Genomic DNA, 20,073 nt, shown 5'->3' on the forward strand with positions numbered 1-20,073 from the left:
TCGACTTGCATGTATTAGGCACGCCGCCAGCGTTCGTCCTGAGCCAGGATCAAACTCTCCATATAAGAGTTGATTAAGCTCATAAGTTGTCTTTTCAAATAAAGACTAAAGAATTAACGTTGACGTTTCTGTTTTGTTTAGTTTTCAAAGAACTAATGCGCTAACTTCTTTCGAAGTGACAACGAAATTTATCTTATCATCTTCTCGTAGAGAAGTCAACAATCTTTTTTTACTTTTTTCTGTTTGATGTCCAAACAGTTTTGAAAGCTTCTATTTGTTGCCTCCGCTCAGCGAATACCTCTAAGCGACAAAAACTATCTTACAATAATATAGACCCAGTAGTCAATACCTTAAATAAAAAAATGCATGCTCAATATTTTTTTTACAATTCCTGCGTGCATACAGCTTTACTTCTTTAAAGAATATACCTTTTAGCCCAGTTTTCCATAATGTATAGCATTTCAGCGCTCAATGGCTTTGAAAGACTCCCTTTATAAATTGACTTCAGCTTTATCATAGAAGTTTCTTCTTCCTGGTCCCTAAGGAGATGGTTCATCTTCAGCACATTATAGCTCTCAGCTGGACCATTCACTTTTTCAGCAAAATGATGCACATGATCAGGGTTTACTTGAACATCCTTCTTCCCGGTAATTGCAAGAACGGGACATGTAATCGCGGCCAAATCTTCTTTCATATTATATTGAAAATGCTCACGTGCCCATTTTGCATTAATCTTTGTAAATCCTTTCTTCATCACCGTCTCTTCAGATTCCATCATCTCATCAAAAACCTTTTTTTGTTTGGAGGCAGCTGTTTTATGAACTTTTAAAGCACGAAGAAGGACGCCATTAACTCCCTTCATCTCTTTAACTTCCTCTTCCAGCAGTCTTGCTTGTAATTCGGAAGCCTTTCTTATATTATCCGCCTGACCGGCAAGCAGGATAATTCCCGCAGCATCCGCCTGCCTATTAATAGGAGGAATTAAAGAGCATCCTTCGCTATGACCCAGCAGAAAAATTCTTTCAGGGTCGATTCCCGGCAGTTCTCGCGCCGTCTTCACAGCGGCTATCCCATCGTTAACTAAATCCCACATTCCTGTTTCATAAAAATCACCGTTGCTCGCACCTGCTCCCCGCTTGTCATATCTTAGAACCGCCACCCCAATGGATGAAAAAAAATCAGCAAGCATCTTATAAGCATTCATCTGCATAACCTTTGCATTGCCATCCCTGTCAACTGGGCCTGAGCCGTGAAATATAACAACAAGAGGAAGCTTTCCTTCTGACTCTTTCAGAAAGCTCACTGTTCCCTTTAGATTTACATCTGAATTGAAATCAATCTCACGTTCTTTCATTATCAATCACCCCTATGCAGCGACTTTACGTATAAGACGCTTACTAATAAATAAAGTTCAGTTTTTTTATAATTTTTTTTGAGGCAATACTAAAAGTAAATCTTATTTGCAGCAGAAAGGATTGATTTCATGCCAAAGAAAACAGCTTCAGCAGGCAGCGGCGAGGAGACCAAATTAGATACTGCAGGATCATCAAACTCAATGGAAAAAAGTGAAAATGAAGTCAGCAAGCTGAATCGGATGTTAGCTGCTGTTTTAAATTATCTATCGGATGATGAGGTGGAAGAAATCGATATCGAATATCTGCTTGCAAATACGGAAGGCCTCCGGGAATGGTGGGACCGATATAGGGAAAATAATAAGAAACAAATCGAGGAAGAAATAAAAAAATCGCTTGGCTCTTTATCGCTGGAGGAGCTCGAGAGTATCCGCGAACAAATAAAGAGTAAATAGCTCAGCCACATAAAAAAGACTCGTTTGCCTAAAGCATACGAGTCCTGGTTTTTTTATTGTTCCACAAGCTCTCCGCCTGTTAATTCAATATGCCCTTCCCCCCAGTTGCACATTGCATCCAGGATCGGGCGAAGTGACCATCCATAATCTGTTAACGAATAGACAACCTTAGGAGGGACTTGATCAAAAACAGCACGGTTAACAACACCATCCGCTTCAAGCTCGCGCAGCTGCTGAGTCAGCATTTTTTGTGTAATCCCGGGCATAAGCCGTTTAAGCTCGCTAGTTCGCTTTTCACCTTTAATTAAATGGCACATAATTACAACTTTCCACTTCCCGCCAATCACATCTAATGTAGCTTCTACCGGAATATTGTATGCCAACTTCCTTCCCCCTCTGTTTGACAGGTACTAAAAAGTACCTACATTACTTTAAAGTGCGTACTGTTCATATAGAATCATGCCATCCATAATAGCATAAGGAAGCTTAAAACAAAATGGTGAAATTGACCATAGGTTACTTTTTAGTGCCTGCATTACTTTAAAGTACGTACTGTTCACCATGTTTGCCATGCTCCATAATATCTTTCATCAAGACTGTATGGCCAAGGCGCCTGGCTATGATGTCTTTGCTCCATCCCAAACTTTAAATATAAGGGGGATTCATTGCCAATGAGTTCTATTGCTATAGATACACAAAAAGAAAAAGGCGGCACTCCTGCCCTGCTTGCACTCGCAATTAGTGCATTCGGAATTGGAACCACAGAGTTTGTTCCTGTTGGGCTGCTGTCGACCATTTCAGGTGATTTGGGAATTTCCATAACATTGGCTGGTTTATTAATTTCCGGCTATGCCATGGGAGTTGCCATTGGAGCACCTGTACTAACTGCTTTGACCAGTAAAATGAACAGAAAGTCACTGCTCATGGGATTAATGATTTTGTTTATCATCGGAAATTCCGTCGCAGCCGTCTCCACCTCTTTTGCCCTTTTGCTGGCTGCACGTTTCATTACAGCTTTTTCACACGGCATTTTTTTTTCAATCGGCTCGACCATTGCCGCTGATTTAGTTCCTGAGAACAAACGCGCCAGTGCGATTGCCTTTATGTTCACTGGTTTAACTGTCGCAACCGTGACAGGTGTACCGCTCGGAACGTTTATCGGGCAGACATTTGGCTGGAGAGCTACTTTCTGGGGAGTGGCGCTGCTTGGGGTAATTGGAATTATCGCCAGTGCCATTCTTGTTCCAAAAGACCTAAAACAAGCACCGGCTTCCAGATTCAGTGAACAGCTGAAAATTCTAAGCAGCGGAAAACTGCTTTTAGCTTTTAGCATTACCGCATTGGGATATGGCGGAACCTTCGTTGCTTTTACCTACCTGACTCCGCTTCTCGAAGATGTAACAGGTTTTAGCGCAAAATGGGTGAGCATCATTCTGCTTGCTTACGGAGTGGCCGTGGCAATCGGCAATGTTCTTGGCGGAAAAGCTTCTGACAAAGATCCATTAAAGGCATTGTTTTGGATGTTTGCTCTGCAAGCCATTATTCTGGGCCTGCTAACCTTTGCAGCACCTTTTAAAATTATTGGGCTTATTGCTATTTTTCTAATGGGCTTATTTGCTTTCATGAATGTGCCAGGCCTTCAAATTCTGGTGGTAAACCTGGCTGAGAAATATGTTCCTTCTGCGGTCAATGTTGCTTCCGCTTTAAATATTGCAGCTTTTAACATCGGAATTGCCATTGGCTCATTTGCCGGGGGACTGATCGTCGATTCTATCGGCTTAATTCACACACCGTGGATTGGCGGAGTAATGGTGCTTGGGGCTGTAATTCTGACGGGATGGCTAAAAAAGCTTGAAAAACAAACTAACTAATTAATTAAGGAGTGTCTTATATGAATAAACTATCTTTATCAAGTACTGCATCACTTGCAAATGGAGTTAAAATGCCCAGGATTGGCCTTGGTGTATTTAAAGTGGAAAAGGAAGAAGAACTATTGACCGCTGTTAAAGCAGCAATTGAAATTGGCTATAGAAGCATCGACACAGCTTCCATCTACGGAAACGAGGAATGGGTGGGAGAAGCCATCCGCCAGTCTGGCTTTAATAGAGAGGAACTTTTTATCACTTCAAAAGTGTGGAACTCTGACCAGGGCTATGAAGCAACCCTTAAGGCATTTAACACCTCATTGAAAAAAATGGGACTTGAATATCTTGACCTTTATTTGATCCATTGGCCTGTTGAGGGAAAATACACAGAAACTTGGAGAGCACTGGAAGATTTATATAAAGAAGGTAAAATCAAAGCGATTGGCGTCAGTAACTTTCAGATCAGCCATTTAGAAAATCTATTGAAAACAGCTGAAATCAAACCAATGATTAATCAAATTGAATTGCACCCGAAATTGGCACAAACTGAACTTCGTGACTTTGCTGCCAAACATGATATGCACATTGAAGCGTGGGCCCCACTAATGCAAGGCGGATTATTCGAAAACGGGGTCCTGCATGAACTGGCTGCAAAACATGGAAAATCCGTTGCTCAAATTGTCCTAAGGTGGCACCTGCAAAACGGCATTATCGTCATCCCTAAGTCAACAAAACCTCATCGCATCAAAGAAAATGCAGATTTATTTGATTTTGAACTTTCTCAGCAAGAGATGGAATTGATTGATTCCTTAGATGCACATTTACGTGTTGGACCAGATCCCGACAATTTTGATTTCTAAATATAAGGAGACGAGGTGCATCAGGCTCCTCGTCTTTTCTTATTAACATGATCAGGTTACTAAATAAAACAGCCCCTAATGAACAAGATAAGAAGAAACAAGTTAAGTTATTTGAGAAAGATCCAGTGAGACAAAGGGGGTTCCTGCACAATGATTTTTTTTATTTACCTCGTGATCAATATGTTCGTATTGTTTCTTTTTATTAAACTAAAGAAACATCTGCATATATTGGAAACCTTCGTCTATTGGATGTTGAGCTCCTATCTCTTTCAAAATTTTTCAGCCCTTTGCTATATGAACTTCAAAACTCTCATCATTCCGGAACAACTAAGCTATGAATTCTCCCATTTCCTTAACCGAATTTTGCTATTCCCTGCCTTCATGGTCCTTTTTTTGAACTATTTTCTTATCCAGAAAGCATACAAGAGAAAGCTCCTCTTAATAATCTTTTTTATCTTGATCTTAGGGGGACTGGAGTGGCTTGGGCATAAAACAGGAGTGCTGATCCATATTCATTGGAAAATTTGGTGGTCATCTACTTTTTGGCTGCTGTCACTGCTTATTTTAATCGGCTTTATGAATTTTTTCCGGAAGATACTATATAGAGGAGTCTAGGCTGTATGAATGTAACATTTGATTGGAATGAAGGGTTCTTTATTTTGACTTCTGCAATTGTCATACTCTTATTTCTGCCGATCCGAAAGTACTTTCCTCCAGTTTTAGTTATAATCATATGGGTTTATAACCTTGCATTGGTTGCGACCATTGATTACTTTCTGCTGGCCACCCCTTTTCGGATGTATATATTTGGTGACAACCCTACTTATGAACTATCGGGAGCCCTTTTTCATTTTTTCATGTATCCCTGTTCCGCTCTGATTTTTTTATTTGGCTATGACCGCTGGGAACTCTATGGCAAGAGGTCTATTTGGTACATACTGGGCTGGAGTTCATTTTCCATAGTCTTTGAATGGCTTACTGTTAAAAATCATGCACTGACCTATACAGGATGGAAACTGGTCTATTCAATCCCGGTTTATCCGGCAGCGGCTGTCTTGCTCATTATTGTGTTTCGCTTTGCAAAAAAGAGACTTATGGATCCCGAGCTTGAGGCGTCTTCCAAAATAAATTAAAAAAGCAAGGAATGCCCCTGCTCTTTTCAATTTATTTAGTTGTTTTTAAAAGCGGCAATGTAATCTCTATTAATGTACCTTCACCAATCTTGCTTTTATAAACGATGCTTCCATGATGCTGCTTAATGATCTTATGGCAAATCATAAGTCCCAGGCCAGTCCCTTTTTCTTTTAATGTATAAAAAGGTTCACCAAGTCTCGGGAGAAATTCGTCAGGGATTCCACAGCCCTGGTCCTGAAAGGAGACAAGACATCCCTCGTCATTATTATCTGTGAGGGAAATTTCAATATCCCCTCCATTATCCATAGCCTCCATTGCGTTTTTTAAGATATTCAAAAAAACCTGCTTTATTTGATTTTTTTCACATGAAATTAAAAAATCACCATCTGCAAAATTCAGCTTGAACTGGATACCGTTCATATTCGCCTGAGGGGATAATAACTCTACTGTATTCTCTATAATATCTGTTAAATCAGCGGTGTCCATTTGTATGGCCTGCGGCTTTCCAAGCGAAAGCATTTCAGTGGTGATATTTTCAATGCGTTCCAATTCGCTAAGCAGCAATTCATTAATTTGGCTATTGTCGCTCCTATAAAGCTGCAGGAACCCTTTGATGGTTGTAAGCGGGTTTCGGATTTCATGGGCTACCCCGGCTGCGAGCTCCCCGACTATCGATAATTTCTCAGACTGCAAAAGAAATTCCTCTGCTTTTTTCCGCTCGGAAATATCTCTGCTGATCATAACAACATGCTCGATTACACCCTTTTCACCTTCAACCGGCATACAGCGTGATTCAAATTCAATCCAATGGCCCTCTCTGTGTTTTAGGCGGAACTCCATTGCCATGCGCTCATTATTTTCGAATATCCTTTGCATGCCAGCCTGGAAATTATCCGCTTCATCCGGATGAATAACAACATCCACTTCCAGCTTTTGCAGCTCCGGCACTTCATATCCTAAAACAAACTCATGTGATGGTGACAAATAACTCAAACTGCGATCCCTGTCCATTACCGCAATTAAGTCTGATGTATTTTCAGCGATCAGCCGGTATTTAGACTCACTTTCTTCCAGCGTCTTTTCCATCCGTTTTTTTTCTGTGATGATTCGTATCAATCTTTCATAGGATTCAATCAGTAAACTCCCAACAATGACACCAAGACCCACAAACAGAATATATTGCAGATGAAAAATAGGCTTGTCCCTAAAAACGTTAAAAATGATCGGCACCGTTATAATATAAATGACACAATATACACCATATAATATGGCCGTTTTTCTAACCGCCTTTAGGTGGCGGCTATATCTATGTATGACTGCAAAAGCAATCAAAATAAGGGATAATCCTATGATGGCTGGTAGCCAATTCTCACTGACTGCAAGCCTTGATACAAGGGCAATTATTCCGGTAATAAACCCTGCCCCTGGCCCCAAATAGGAAAATGCCAAAATCAGAATGGCGTAACGAATATCATAGGAATAACCCTGCTCGTTAAAAGATAAACCCACAAGAATGGCAGAAATAATTCCTGCATACAGGCCGCCCAAAAGATGCAGGTCCTTAAGCGGTTTATGATTGATAAACGAGCGGAGAATTAAAGGCACACTGACCAATAATGAAAAAATGGAGAGATTAACAATGTAGTCTAATAGTATCAATGAGGCTCCCACCTATTTTGAGAAATTCTTAATATTCTTTCTTTATCATAAACCAGAGGTGATGACCTTTCCACTACTATTTTAGGAGCCTCTAAAGGATATGCTGGAACTGATTTAAAAAGGGCCAATCCATGGAAGGATAGGCCCTTTTTCGTTACACTTTCTTCACAAACTCCGACTTCAGCTTCATGGCGCCAAAGCCATCGATTTTACATTCAATATCATGATCCCCATCAACGATGCGAATATTTTTAACCTTGGTTCCAATCTTAATTACAGAAGAAGTGCCTTTCACTTTAAGATCTTTAATGACTGATACCGTATCTCCATCAGTAAGTACATTCCCATTTGAATCCTTAATCACCTTTTCGTCCTCAAGACTGGTGATTTCTGATTCAGCTGTCCACTCATGTGCACATACCGGGCATACAAAGAGCAGCCCGTCCTCGTATGTATACTCTGAACTGCATTTCGGGCAATTAGGCAAGCTAGACATTTCGTTTTCCTCCATTACTCAGCATTTTTTTCCTTTTAGCCATGAATATGAATATCATGATTGCCGCAATAATAACGAATGCTAAAACAGTATATAAAATATATGTTGGATCTTCATTCACATCCTGTGGAATAAACCGATTGGCAATAGGGCCCGCAGACAAAAACAGGGGAATTATAATTGTAAACCATGTTCTTGTATAAATGGCAGAAACAATAAATATGACCGCACAAACTGCCACAATTACATTATTCTGAAAGGGCGTTGCTGTAAAAACCGGCTCAAACCCCTGTTTCTGATTCCAAAGTAAAACCATAATCATTAAGCCTGTCACAGCCACGCTGGCTCCTAATAGAAGAACTGCACTCCACTTGGAATGAAGAAATTTAGGCAGCACTCTGAAGATCAGAAGGCTATAAGCTCCAACTGCAATTGATCCTGCGATAACAGCGATCCAAAGTGTACCTTTGGATAATGAAAAGTTCCCTTCAATTGCAGGACCTACGCTGATATAAGCACCCAGCAGGATCATCAGCGGCAGCAGCCCCGCCATCTGACGATAATCGGTACTCATTGATTCTCCGATGCTTTTCATATATTGCTTTGGGCTATCTCCAATAATATGAGACACATCTTTCCCATCGGCTTCAGCTTCAATTAAATGCACTTCAAGCTCTTCTGTTATTTCATTTATTTCTTCATCATTTTTCCCTTTTGACATGAGATAAAAACGAAGCTCTGTCAAAAACTGTTCAGACTCTTTTGAGACCATTCTTCATACCCCCTTTTTATTCAATACATTGCCAACAGATGAACTAACCTGTTCCCAGCGCCCAATAAATAGCTCCAGCTCCTGCTCGCCTTTTTCAGTTAATGTGTAATATTTTCGTTTAGGTCCAGCTGTTGATTTTCGCAAAGTAGCACTGATCAGTCCTTCCTTTTGCATACGCAGAAGAAGCGGATAAATGGTGCCCTCGCTCAATGAACGAAATCCATATGACTCCAATTTCGCCGCCAATTCATACCCATATATCTCCCCTTCTTTAATTATGGCTAATAAACATCCGTCCAGAATTCCTTTTAACATTTGCGTGGTATCTGACATTGACCTTGCTCCTCCCACTACCTTGTATTGCAAGATATTTATCTGCAGTTAAATACCTTGCAATACAAGATATACTCTTACTTTAACTCTCACTTTGTTGTAATGCAAGGTATTTTTGTAAAAACCAGGTAATTTATTACTCTAATCAATCAAACATTTGATTGAACTATTTTTAATGCCATATCGATTGTTTTTAGCCGAAGAGGGGATAATAAGTTAATGTGGGCCAGTTCCTGATCATTGGCTGCCGTTTTTAAACACATTCTCAATTATAAACTTAAATCTCATATTAGTTGAGATTGATGCAGGCAAAAAAAGGGTAATTAATAGAAGAAAGAGTTATACTGTTATTAACGAGCTCAATGCCGTTTTGAAAGTTCCATTTCGTACTGATTCCACCCAAGAAAAAGCAGAATTAAACATTGGAGTCTTATTGGGTCATTTATAGTTTCCGCCCTCTAACCGAAAAGGAGCAAATTTTCACAGCTTATCCCTTGACAAAAAATATACCGTATATGATAATTATTACCGAATTAGAATTATTATTAAATAGTTCGCTATTTAATTAATAATCATATCACTCAACCATTTAAGGAGGAATTTAATCATGGCATTAATCGGTTCAGAAGTACTACCATTCGCAGCAAAAGCTTACCATAACGGTGATTTCATCGATGTTACTGAAGAAAACTTCAAAGGAAAGTGGAGCGTAGTATGCTTCTACCCAGCAGACTTCACATTCGTATGCCCTACTGAATTAGAAGACCTTCAAAATGAATATGCAACTTTAAAAGATATGGGTGCAGAAGTTTATTCTGTATCAACTGATACTCACTTCACTCATAAAGCATGGCACGATAACTCAGAAACAATCAACAAGATTGAATACGTTATGATTGGTGATCCTAACCAAAGAATTTCCCGCAACTTCGAAGTTCTGAACGAAGAAGATGGACTGGCTGAACGCGGAACATTCATCATCGATCCAGATGGCATCATCCAAACTGTTGAAATCAACGCTGGCGGAATTGGCCGTGACGCAAGCCAGGTTGTAAGCAAGCTTAAAGCAGCTCAATATGTACGCAACAACCCAGGTGAAGTTTGCCCGGCTAAGTGGAAAGAAGGATCTGAAACACTTAAGCCAAGCCTTGATCTAGTAGGTAAAATCTAAGGAGCACGATAATCATGTTACTTGATGCAGATATAAAAGCACAATTAGCTCAATATCTTCAGATGATGGAGGGCGAAATCCTTCTAAAAGTCAGCGCTGGATCAGATAAAGTATCCAGCGACATGCTGGCTTTAGTAGATGAGCTAGCCAATATGTCCTCCCACATTAAAGTTGAGCGCACTGAATTACAAAGGACGCCAAGCTTTAGTGTAAATCGTCCAGGTGAGGATACTGGCATTACCTTTGCCGGCATTCCTCTTGGACATGAATTTACTTCCTTAGTGCTTGCTCTGCTTCAAGTTAGCGGAAGGGCACCTAAGGTTGATCAGAAAGTCATCGACCAGGTGAAGAAGATTGAGGGCGAATATCGTTTTGAAACTTATGTCAGCTTAAGCTGCCACAACTGCCCTGATGTAGTACAGGCTCTTAACGTCATGAGTGTTCTTAACCCTAATATCTCACACACAATGATCGATGGTGCTGCTTACAAAGAAGAAGTAGATGCTAAAGAAATCATGGCAGTGCCGACAGTTCATCTAAATGGCGAATCATTCGGCAGCGGCCGTATGTCCCTTGAAGAAATTCTAGCGAAAATGGGGACAGGCCCTGACGCATCAGAATTTGCAGATAAGGATCCTTATGATGTGCTTGTCATTGGCGGCGGCCCTGCGGGATCAAGCGCGGCAATCTATGCTGCACGCAAAGGAATCCGCACCGGCATCGTTGCTGAACGCTTTGGCGGCCAGGTAATGGATACTTTAGGCATCGAAAACTTTATCAGTGTGAAGCACACAGAAGGCCCTAAGCTTGTTGCAAGCCTCGAAGAACACGTGAAAGATTATGGCATCGATGTCATGAATCTGCAGCGTGCAAAGAGCCTTGAAAAGAAGGACCTTGTTGAAATCGAACTTGAAAACGGTGCTGTACTGAAAAGTAAATCAGTCATCCTTTCAACTGGTGCACGCTGGAGAAATGTCAACGTGCCAGGTGAAGCAGAGTTCAAAAACAAAGGGGTTGCTTACTGCCCTCACTGTGATGGCCCATTATTTGAAGGCAAAGACGTAGCTGTTATCGGCGGAGGCAACTCCGGTGTTGAAGCAGCCATTGACCTTGCAGGGATTGTTAACCATGTAACGGTTATCGAATTCAATCCTGAATTGAAAGCAGATGCCGTTCTGCAGGAACGTCTGAATAGCCTTCCAAACGTAACGGTTGTCACAAATGCTCAGACAACTGAAATTACCGGAACTGACAAAGTAAACGGTATTTCATATATGGATCGTGAGACAGAAAAACAGCACCATGTTGAACTGCAAGGTGTATTTGTCCAAATCGGCCTGGTTCCTAACACAGATTGGTTAGGCGACCAGATCGAGCGTACCCGCTTCGGCGAAATCGTTGTGGACAAGCGCGGTGCCACAAACATCCCTGGTGTATTTGCTGCAGGAGACTGTACAGACAGTGCCTACAAGCAAATCATTATCTCCATGGGATCCGGTGCTACTGCAGCTCTTGGTGCGTTTGACTACTTGATCCGCAATTAATTTTCAACCTTACCGCTTACTGCATTTGGCAGGAGCGGTTTTTTTATTTCGTTATTTACTCTTAATTATTGTATTGAACACCAGGAGACATTTGTTCGGACTCATTCTTTCTTAGTTCTCCTTCCCCTGTCCGAATGAGCACTGTTCGGACTCACTGCCTCGGTTTTCTCCTACTCCTGTCTGAATGAACACCACTAAGTTGAAAAGCACTGCCTATAACCACTTCCACCTATTTCAATCAAACGTTTGATTGAAATAGAAAAAGAGCACAGATATAGCCTGTGCCCCTTCATTCTTATCAGTGTACCAATAAGCCTTCTTAATATTTCTTCTCAAGTGTTGGCCAAAGTATTTACCTTTCTACAGCAAAAAAGGAATGCCTCCTTAAAGCAGCATTCCTTTTGACTTTAATTCACCGCCATCCTCCCCAGCGGACCATTTTCTTCAATAATATTCTGCAAATCATAAATGGAAATCGGAAACATAGGGAATCCATAGGCATATGGCGTTATTTCATAGAGCTGGAAATAGATGATCAGTGCTTTGTCTGCTATATAAAAGTCCTGGTCAGGCCTGATGGCTTTAAAGTCTACAAGCAGCGGAATGTCACGCTGTTTAATTTGAATTGAGATCAGCTCAGACAGGCGTTTTACATAATCACTGCCCGGCTTAAATAAATCCTTTAAGGAAACCTGCTTCCCTTTTTGCAGATCAAACGTCAAAGATTTTATAACTGTCATACCATGTGCCGCATGATAATGATACACGTAATTGGATAAAGACAAGCTCAGGACGTCTCGCTGATTATTTTTAATCTCATAGTATCCATACAAATCAACCACGGTTGTATCCATATTGCCTGTTTGCTCATTAATGAGCTGCTGGTTTTCACGAACAATAGCACTGTTGATAACATGCTGAAGCTGCTTATTTTGCATTCTTGTTACACGGGGATAATAAACGACTTTAGTCGGCCCGGTGCTGATTGTCATCGTTTTGATGCCTACCGGAAAGTTGATTGCCACGGCTATCCATCCTTTTTGGTTTTTTAAAACATCCTATTCATCGGATAGGCGCTAAGGTGCATAACAGGTAATGGAAGTTTCAATGTTATATAATGAAATCGATATATAAGAGACAGGAGCACATAAAATGGATAAAAAGCAAAAAAGCCTTAAACCATTCATTTCACTCATACTATCAACAAAAATTCCAAAGACTGCCCTCATCATTGGTTTAACAGCCAGCATTTTAACCACCTTGACTGGCCTTCTCGTACCGTTGCTGACCAAAAATCTGGTGGATGGTTTTTCTGTTGAATCTTTAAGCGTTCCGCTCATAATCGGAATTGGGGCAGCCTTTATTGTCCAGGCCATCATCAGCGGAATCTCCATCTACCTGCTCAGCTATGTCGGCCAAAAAGTGGTGGCACGCCTTCGGGACCGGATGTGGATGAAGCTCATAAGGCTGCCGGTCAGTTACTTCGATAAGCAATCCAGCGGCCAGACTGTCAGCCGTGTAGTTAATGATACTAGCATAGTCAGGGAGCTGATTACCAATCACTTCCCGCAATTTATCACCGGGATTATCAGTATTATCGGTGCAATTATTATCCTGCTTGTGATGGACTGGAAAATGACACTGCTGATGCTCACTTCAGTTCCTATTACACTGGCAATTATGATTCCACTTGGCCGAAAGATGGCAAAAATATCTCGGGGCCTTCAAGATGAAACTGCCATCTTTACCGGAAACATTACCCAAACACTCGGTGAAATTCGCTTAATGAAGTCTTCTACTGCAGAACAAAATGAAGAAGAAAAAGGATTGGATGGCATCGACAAACTTCTTGGATACGGTTTGCGGGAAGCCCGCATTTTTGCGATGATTGGCCCGACTATGTACCTGATCATGATGGTTGTTATCGTCATGATCATCGCCTATGGAGGCATGCGTGTGGCCAGCGGAACGATGTCAACGGGTTCTCTTGTAGCCTTTTTGCTGTACTTATTCCAGATTATTATGCCAATCACCTCATTTGCGATGTTTTTTACTCAGCTGCAAAAGGCAAAAGGCGCCACAGAACGGATCATAGAAATTTTGGAGGAGCCGTTAGAAGATGGCCAAGACGGCATCGAAATGGATATCAGCAGCAAGCCGATTTTAATCGATAACGTCTCATTCTCCTATAGCGCAGAAGAGAGTGTTCTGGAAAATATCTCACTGGAAGCCCAGCCGGGTCAGATGATTGCACTGGCAGGTCCAAGCGGAAGCGGAAAAACCACCCTGTTTGGTTTGCTTGAACGATTTTACGAGCCAACGGATGGAGAAATTAAAATTGGCGATACACCCATCCAGGAGATATCCCTTAAATCCTGGCGCAGCCAAATTGGCTATGTTTCACAGGAAAGTGCCATGATGGCAGGTACAATCCGTGAGAATTTATGCTATGGGCTGGAAAATTCCAAAAGCATCACAGATGAGGAATTATGGGAAGTTGCGAAAATGGCATACGCCGATCAATTCATTGCCGATTTTCCAAAGGGGCTTGATACTGAAGTTGGTGAGCGGGGTGTGAAGCTTTCCGGAGGACAAAGGCAGCGTATTGCTATAGCGCGGGCATTCCTGCGCGACCCTAAAATATTGATGATGGACGAAGCTACCGCCAGCCTGGACAGCCAATCTGAAGGCATCGTCCAGCAGGCACTTACCCGCCTAATGGAAGGCCGGACAACTTTCGTCATCGCCCACCGCCTTTCCACAATTGTCGACGCAGACCGGATTGTTTTCATCGAAAAAGGTCATGTCACAGGCATCGGCACACATTCCGAATTGACACAATCACATGATCTATATCGTGAATTTGCCGAGCAGCAGCTTGCATAAGATGTGGCCAGTCTATCAAAGACTGGCCTTTTTACTGCAAATCTTGATTCTGACCCTATTAAAACCGAAATCTTATGATAAAATGTGACAAATTATCCATATAAACAAGAAGATGAATTCCTTATAATGGAATTAAGATCTCAGTTAGTCATGCCAATCCAAAAGGAGGCTAAAGACTATGTCAACAGATCACACACTTAACATGCTTGAAACCTTGAAATATTATTGTGACTCTCAAATCACTCAGACCTTTTCAAATGACAAACAGCAGGTTTTATCAGTCTGTTATTTGAAAAACAATCATTCTTTTGAAATTACCTACACAGAAACGAATATAAAGAAAAATTTCCGCCACATTGAGTCAGCGGCAGAAGCAATCGAAAAAGCTTTAAGGTGATTAAAGCTTTTTTGATTGTTCTCTTCCATGTAATTTTCGAGATGCAGGATACTACTCCCTGCACCTTTTCATTTAAGGGGAAATCGTACTGCAGCCTAAATCAATCAAACGTTTGATTGATTTTTTACTGCCTGTTATAAGGCATTCTCTGCCTGAGGAACTCTCATAATTTCCTTACATAAAATGGGGCCTGGCAGGAATCGTGCTGGTGCTTATCGGGCTGCTTGCATCGATTGGGCTGGGCGCAATCTGGATTCCCCCTTCTGTGGTTTGGGAGTCATTTGTCTCCTTTCAGGGAGGCCAAATTGAACATCAGCTTATCAGAGAAGTCAGGCTTCCCCGGGCGCTGGCCGGGGCACTTATTGGCGCAGCACTGGCTGTAGCCGGCACCATTATGCAGGGAATTACACGCAACCCGCTGGCAGATCCCTCCATAATCGGCATTACACATGGAGCGGGCCTGGCCATCGCAATTGCACTTGCCTTTCTTTCCGGCGGATCATACTGGGTTCTGCTCATCTGGTCATTTGCAGGTTCCGCTGCTGGAGCCTTGCTTGTATTATCTTTCTCCATGCTTTCAAAAGAGCGGATCTCACCTGTCACTTTGACACTGGCAGGCGCAGCATTAAGCACCCTGTTCAGCGCTCTTTCAACCGGCATCGCCCTTTACTTTCAAACTGCACAGGACCTGAGCTTCTGGTTTGCGGGAGGTCTTTCAGGTACACAATGGCGCCATGTGTATATATTGCTTCCCTCCGTTTTTTTAGGCTTGCTTCTATCCCTTTGGATCAGCCGCTCCCTGACAATCCTGGCCCTGGGAGAAGAAGTGGCTGCAGGGCTTGGGCAATCTCATCAGAAGGTCCGCTGGATCGGGCTTGCAGCGGTTATACTATTATCGGGCGCGGCCGTTTCCATTGCAGGAGCTATAGGCTTTATCGGACTGGTGGTTCCCCATATGGTCAGGCTTTTGATTGGATCTGACTACCGCTGGCTCATCCCGCTTAGTGCTATTGCAGGTGCCCTGCTTCTTGTATTGGCAGATATTGGGACACGGATGATCAACCCGCCGTTTGAGACTCCCGTCAGTGCTGTTACTGCACTAATCGGAGTTCCATTTTTCTTATATTTGTCCAGAAGAAAAAGGGGGTATATGTAAATGGATTGGAAACAGGCTTTACTCCAATCGAGGGGCTGGATGGCAGCCTTTATATTCCTTATCCTTGTTACCTTTGTGCTAAGTCTCTCAACTGGAGTGATGCCAGTGGGAATGAATGAAATTTTGGCTGTTCTTTCAGGCAGCGGTACTCCGAAGCAGGAGCTGGTGCTGCTTCAGCTGAGATTGCCAAGAATGATCATTGCCCTTCTAATCGGAGCAGGTCTTGCTCTTTCCGGCAGCATCCTCCAGGGGCTATCCCGGAATTCCCTGGCTGACCCCGGTATTCTTGGCATTAATGCCGGTGCGGGATTAGCAGTCGTTCTCTCAATCTACCTGTTCGGGCATCGGGCGGAAGCATTCTGGCTAAGCCGTTCTTCCTTCCCGTATTTGCTTTCGCTGGAGCACTTGCCATTTCAGCACTGATCTACCGATTTTCGTGGAAAGGCGGTATAGACCCGGAACGGCTTCTCCTCGTTGGCCTTGGATTTAATGCACTATGCGGTGCCTTGCTTCTGATCCTGCAGCTGAAAATGGATCCAAAGGATTTTCAGCAGGCAGCTATTTGGCTGACTGGCAGCATCTGGGGTATTCAATGGCCCTATGTATGGGCACTCCTTCCCTGGATTCTTGTTCTGATGCCAGTCGCCTTTATAAAGGCAAGAACAATGAATATCCTTCAATTCAAACAGGAAGTTTCTGTTGCACTCGGCTTAAAAGTCGAATCAGAACGCCGGCTGCTTCTCTGTCTTTCAGCGGCTCTTGCCGGAGCATGTGTAGCAGCTGGCGGCGGAATTGCTTTCATTGGACTCCTGGCGCCACATCTGGCACGCCGCCTTTGCGGCCCCAACTACTTCAGCAATTTGCCTTTATCTGCATTAATAGGGGCGGCGCTTGTTCTCATTGCAGATATGATAGGGAAAAATCTCCTTGCACCTGCTGATATTCCAGTTGGAATCGTCATCTCAGTCATTGGAGCTCCCTATCTGATTTTCATGCTTCTCACCCGGAAAGGCACAGGACTGAAAGCTTAATAGATAGCAATCACATAAAAAATGCCCATTCAAAAATCCCTTTATGAATGGGCATTGCAACTTATTTAATTTCTGCTAGCTCACGGTATTGCTTCCGGCCCAATGAATGATAGACATCCTGACGGCTATCAATAATATATTCCGGCTTCGGCTTGCCGCGGTTTGCCTTGTGCCCGGCAATATGTACATCACTTGTTTCCCACGCCTTCCAGGCTTCTTCCGATTCCCAGCGAATCATGACTGCCACTTCTTCATCCCCGCTGCGCTGTTTCTTCTTTAAAACATTCAAATCAATGAATCCAGGCTGCTCTTCGATTATTCCTTCCCCTGCAAAGCGCTCGACTAAATTATTGGAATGGCCTTCTTTCACCGTAATCGCTTTTAATTGAATAAACATACCTGTTCCTCCCCTGCTTCTTTTCTGTTATTATAATTGATAACGATTTTCATTTTCAACTATTTTAAAAAATAGATTCATTATTTTATTAATTTATAGTATGTTTAGATTATCGAACTAATCAGAAAATGAGGCTCAATTATGTGGAAAAATAAAAATGTATGGATTTTATTAACTGGGGAGTTTATAGCAGGGCTGGGCTTGTGGCTCGGTATAATAGGGAATCTCGAATTTATGCAGGAAAAGGTTCCTTCAGATTTTCTAAAGTCGCTTATTTTGGCAGGCGGATTGCTGGCTGGAATTGCTGTTGGACCATGGGCAGGAAGAATAACTGACCAAATCAGCAAGAAGACGGTCATGCTGGCATCTGGCTTCGCCCGGGCATTGAGCGTTGTTTTTATGTTAATTGCCATACAAACCGGGTCAGTCTGGTGGATGGTTATTTTTCTGGTATTCCTGCAAATTTCTGCAGCCTTCTATTTTCCAGCTCTGCAGGCAGCGATTCCACTGGTTGTGGAAGATAAGGACCTGCTGCAGCTGAATGGAGTCCATATGAATGTGTCCACTCTTTCCAGAATATTAGGTACTGCTTTAGCTGGCGTTTTGTTAGTTATCTTGCCATTATCAATGCTTTATATCGCTTCGCTTGTCGCCTATCTGATTCTCTTTATGATCACCTTTTTTATGGATTTTGAAGAATCCTTCTCAAAGGAAAGCACAGGAAGAAACTCAAGCAGAGGCAACGGGGGATTCAAGGAAGTATTCCCGATTATTAAAGGTCTTCCCATTGTGTTTATGACATTAATCCTTACCTTGGTCCCGCTTCTGTTTCTTGGCGGATTTAACTTAATGGTCATTAATATCAGCGAGCTTCAGGACAGCTCATCCATTAAAGGCTTGATCTATACAGCAGAAGGACTCGGCTTCATGCTTGGCGCATTCATTGTTAAACAAATCAGCCAAAAACGTTCGCCTTATGCGATCCTGTTTTTCTTCTCCTTCATCATTGGTTTATCACAGCTGCTTCTGTACTTTGCAGATGTGCCTGTTTTATCTATCTTGGCTTTCTTTATTTTTGGGTTTGCCGTCGGCTGTTTCTTCCCGACTGCCGCCACCATTTTCCAAACAAGAGTGCCAAAGGAATTTCACGGAAGATTCTTCTCCTTCCGAAATATGCTTGACCGTGTAACTTTTCAAATTGTCCTGCTTCTGACTGGATTCCTGCTGGATGCAGTCGGCCTTCAGAAAATGGTCGTGATCTTTGGAATACTGTCGCTGATCATGACGGCAGCATTCTTTGCTAAATTCAAGCAAATTAGGACAGAAGTTCAGATAAAAGAAAAAATAAGTACGTAAAAAACCGGTCCAAATCGTGTGGGCCGGTTTTCCGCTGCTGTTTCGCCTTAATTCCAGGCGTTTTTGCAGTTTATGTGCGGATAGCCTTATTTTATGTGCGCTTAGCCATTCTTACCCTAGTGCACCAGCTGCTTCACCAATTCCCGATTCCGTTTTTTAAAGACGTCATTATGGGAGGAAACCATCGCAGCTGCTGCAGCATCCGGTTCAATGTACTGCTTCGCTTTGTTTACTGCATTGGCAGCATCCTGGAATGCCCCGGCAATTAAGTGAAGTTTGCCGTCATGCTTTAGGATATCCCCTGCAGCATATAGCCCATCAACCGACGTTTCGCTGTTTGCGTTGCCTGCAATATAGAAATCGTCAAGCATATTAATATTAAGATTGCTATTCTTTAAGAGTTCCGTATCCTGTTCATAGCCATGATTAATTACTACTTCATCAACTTTCATATATGAAACTTCGCCCGTTTCATTATTGGTCAATTCCACCTGTTCAATTTCCTCGTGATTTCCTCCGGCGATTAATTTTGTAATGGACGTATGGTTAATGCAGATAACGGAACTATTCATCAGCTGTGAAACCTGAGCTTCATGGCCAGTAAAAGCCTCTCTCCTGCAAGTAATGAATACTTGCCTGGCAACGGGCTCCAATTCATTAGCCCAGTCTACTGCAGAATTTCCTCCGCCGGAAACAATTACAGTCTTACCTTTAAAATGTTTAAGCGATTTGACTGTATAATTCAGATTGGAAACTTCAAAACGCTCTGCCCCTTCTATCTTCAGTTTCTGCGGCTTTAAGATTCCGCTGCCAACTGCGACAATAACGGTTTTCGAATAGTGCTTTTCTCCAGAAGAGCCTTTTAAGACAAATAGACCATCTTCATTTTTGGCAATGGATTCTACCTTTTCATTAAGAACAACCGTTGGATTAAACGTTAGTCCCTGCTCCACCAGCTGTTCGATCAGCTTAGCTCCCGGAGTCGGAATCAGGCCGCCAACATCCCAGATCATTTTCTCCGGATATACATGAATTTTACCGCCCAGCATTGGCTGAAACTCAATCAGCTTTGTTTTCATTTTCCTTAATCCGCTGTAGAAAGTGGAATAAAGACCCGCAGGCCCCCCTCCAATAACCGTCACATCAAACACTTCAGCTTTTTTCATTTACCGTTCACTCCTATAACCAATTACTATTGATTATCATTCT

At 42.3% G+C, this 20,073-nt stretch carries 21 protein-coding genes and 1 rRNA gene; 12 read left to right on the forward strand and 10 right to left on the reverse strand.

Annotated features, from left to right (window positions below; genetic code table 11):
• Together JI665_RS24770 and JI665_RS24775 are read right to left on the reverse strand one after the other, a co-directional pair.
• Positions 1-65: ribosomal RNA gene (locus JI665_RS24770) — 16S ribosomal RNA — on the reverse strand; the annotation flags it as partial.
• A gap of 350 nt (positions 66-415) precedes the next feature.
• On the reverse strand, positions 416-1,354 hold the full coding sequence (locus tag JI665_RS24775) for an alpha/beta hydrolase family protein (RefSeq protein ID WP_206845248.1): 939 nt from the start codon (positions 1,352-1,354) through the stop codon (positions 416-418).
• Positions 1,355-1,483: 129 nt separating this feature from the next.
• On the opposite strand from JI665_RS24775, the gene JI665_RS24780 reads away from it, so the two are divergent.
• A complete protein-coding gene (locus tag JI665_RS24780) occupies positions 1,484-1,807 on the forward strand; it encodes a hypothetical protein (protein ID WP_206845250.1) in 324 nt (107 codons plus the stop codon).
• 53 nt (positions 1,808-1,860) lie between these two features.
• Here the strand turns inward: JI665_RS24780 and JI665_RS24785 are convergent, their stop codons facing one another.
• On the reverse strand, positions 1,861-2,190 hold the full coding sequence (locus JI665_RS24785) for a winged helix-turn-helix transcriptional regulator (RefSeq protein WP_009335863.1): 330 nt from the start codon (positions 2,188-2,190) through the stop codon (positions 1,861-1,863).
• Between the two features lie 288 nt (positions 2,191-2,478).
• Here JI665_RS24785 and JI665_RS24790 point away from each other — a divergent pair, with 288 nt between their 5' ends.
• From JI665_RS24790 to JI665_RS24800, 3 genes are all read left to right on the forward strand, one after another.
• Complete coding sequence (locus JI665_RS24790) at positions 2,479-3,678, forward strand: MFS transporter (RefSeq protein WP_206845252.1); 1,200 nt, start codon at positions 2,479-2,481, stop codon at positions 3,676-3,678.
• Between the two features lie 20 nt (positions 3,679-3,698).
• Positions 3,699-4,532, forward strand: a complete 834-nt coding sequence (locus JI665_RS24795) for an aldo/keto reductase (RefSeq protein ID WP_206845254.1) — start codon at positions 3,699-3,701, stop codon at positions 4,530-4,532.
• 620 nt (positions 4,533-5,152) lie between these two features.
• A complete protein-coding gene (locus JI665_RS24800; protein ID WP_206845256.1) occupies positions 5,153-5,665 on the forward strand; it encodes a hypothetical protein in 513 nt (170 codons plus the stop codon).
• A 31-nt stretch (positions 5,666-5,696) separates the two neighbouring features.
• Here JI665_RS24800 and JI665_RS24805 read toward each other — a convergent pair whose 3' ends face one another.
• The 4 genes from JI665_RS24805 to JI665_RS24820 form a co-directional block, all read right to left on the reverse strand.
• Complete coding sequence (locus JI665_RS24805; protein WP_206845259.1) at positions 5,697-7,325, reverse strand: ATP-binding protein; 1,629 nt, start codon at positions 7,323-7,325, stop codon at positions 5,697-5,699.
• Between the two features lie 154 nt (positions 7,326-7,479).
• Positions 7,480-7,821, reverse strand: a complete 342-nt coding sequence (locus tag JI665_RS24810) for a zinc ribbon domain-containing protein YjdM (RefSeq protein ID WP_206845261.1) — start codon at positions 7,819-7,821, stop codon at positions 7,480-7,482.
• Positions 7,814-8,593 carry a DUF1129 family protein gene (locus JI665_RS24815; RefSeq protein WP_206845263.1) on the reverse strand — a complete coding sequence of 260 codons (780 nt, stop codon included), beginning with the start codon at positions 8,591-8,593 and terminating at the stop codon, positions 7,814-7,816. The genes JI665_RS24810 and JI665_RS24815 overlap by 8 nt, the downstream gene beginning before the upstream one ends.
• Before the next feature lie 3 nt (positions 8,594-8,596).
• Positions 8,597-8,926 (reverse strand): PadR family transcriptional regulator, encoded by a 330-nt coding sequence (locus tag JI665_RS24820; protein WP_206845264.1) that lies wholly within the window; start codon positions 8,924-8,926, stop codon positions 8,597-8,599.
• A gap of 607 nt (positions 8,927-9,533) precedes the next feature.
• On the opposite strand from JI665_RS24820, the gene ahpC reads away from it, so the two are divergent.
• A complete protein-coding gene (ahpC, locus tag JI665_RS24825; RefSeq protein ID WP_009335870.1) occupies positions 9,534-10,097 on the forward strand; it encodes an alkyl hydroperoxide reductase subunit C in 564 nt (187 codons plus the stop codon).
• Positions 10,098-10,111: 14 nt separating this feature from the next.
• Positions 10,112-11,641, forward strand: coding sequence for an alkyl hydroperoxide reductase subunit F (ahpF, locus tag JI665_RS24830; RefSeq protein ID WP_206845265.1), 1,530 nt, complete (start codon positions 10,112-10,114; stop codon positions 11,639-11,641).
• Positions 11,642-12,048: 407 nt separating this feature from the next.
• On the opposite strand, the gene JI665_RS24835 is transcribed toward ahpF, so the two are convergent.
• Positions 12,049-12,666, reverse strand: a complete 618-nt coding sequence (locus tag JI665_RS24835) for a DUF3298 and DUF4163 domain-containing protein (RefSeq protein WP_206845268.1) — start codon at positions 12,664-12,666, stop codon at positions 12,049-12,051.
• Positions 12,667-12,793: 127 nt separating this feature from the next.
• On the opposite strand from JI665_RS24835, the gene JI665_RS24840 reads away from it, so the two are divergent.
• The 5 genes from JI665_RS24840 to JI665_RS24855 all read left to right on the forward strand — a co-directional run bounded on the left by JI665_RS24840 (position 12,794) and on the right by JI665_RS24855 (position 17,111).
• Positions 12,794-14,527: an ABC transporter ATP-binding protein gene (locus JI665_RS24840; RefSeq protein WP_206845269.1), complete on the forward strand. Its 1,734-nt coding sequence runs from the start codon at positions 12,794-12,796 to the stop codon at positions 14,525-14,527.
• Between the two features lie 178 nt (positions 14,528-14,705).
• Positions 14,706-14,924 carry a hypothetical protein gene (locus tag JI665_RS24845; protein WP_206845272.1) on the forward strand — a complete coding sequence of 73 codons (219 nt, stop codon included), beginning with the start codon at positions 14,706-14,708 and terminating at the stop codon, positions 14,922-14,924.
• A gap of 202 nt (positions 14,925-15,126) precedes the next feature.
• Entirely contained in the window at positions 15,127-16,080 is a 954-nt protein-coding gene (locus tag JI665_RS24850; RefSeq protein ID WP_312886302.1) for an iron ABC transporter permease, read from the forward strand.
• Positions 16,081-16,503, forward strand: a complete 423-nt coding sequence (locus JI665_RS29055) for an iron chelate uptake ABC transporter family permease subunit (RefSeq protein ID WP_280516128.1) — start codon at positions 16,081-16,083, stop codon at positions 16,501-16,503.
• Positions 16,503-17,111, forward strand: coding sequence for an iron ABC transporter permease (locus JI665_RS24855; RefSeq protein WP_312886305.1), 609 nt, complete (start codon positions 16,503-16,505; stop codon positions 17,109-17,111). Before JI665_RS29055 ends, JI665_RS24855 begins: the two co-directional genes overlap by 1 nt.
• Before the next feature lie 61 nt (positions 17,112-17,172).
• Here the strand turns inward: JI665_RS24855 and JI665_RS24860 are convergent, their stop codons facing one another.
• The gene (locus JI665_RS24860; protein ID WP_206845273.1) at positions 17,173-17,508 is read right to left on the reverse strand and encodes an antibiotic biosynthesis monooxygenase family protein; all 336 of its coding nucleotides are present in this window, start codon (positions 17,506-17,508) and stop codon (positions 17,173-17,175) included.
• Between the two features lie 141 nt (positions 17,509-17,649).
• Between JI665_RS24860 and JI665_RS24865 the strand changes: the two genes are divergently transcribed.
• Complete coding sequence (locus JI665_RS24865; protein ID WP_206845275.1) at positions 17,650-18,864, forward strand: MFS transporter; 1,215 nt, start codon at positions 17,650-17,652, stop codon at positions 18,862-18,864.
• Positions 18,865-18,980: 116 nt separating this feature from the next.
• Here the strand turns inward: JI665_RS24865 and JI665_RS24870 are convergent, their stop codons facing one another.
• Positions 18,981-20,030 carry an NAD(P)/FAD-dependent oxidoreductase gene (locus JI665_RS24870; RefSeq protein WP_206845277.1) on the reverse strand — a complete coding sequence of 350 codons (1,050 nt, stop codon included), beginning with the start codon at positions 20,028-20,030 and terminating at the stop codon, positions 18,981-18,983.
• Positions 20,031-20,073: the final 43 nt, after the last annotated feature.

Origin of the sequence: Bacillus sp. NTK034, assembly GCF_017303275.1 — a bacterium.
Lineage (GTDB): Bacteria > Bacillota > Bacilli > Bacillales > Cytobacillaceae > Cytobacillus.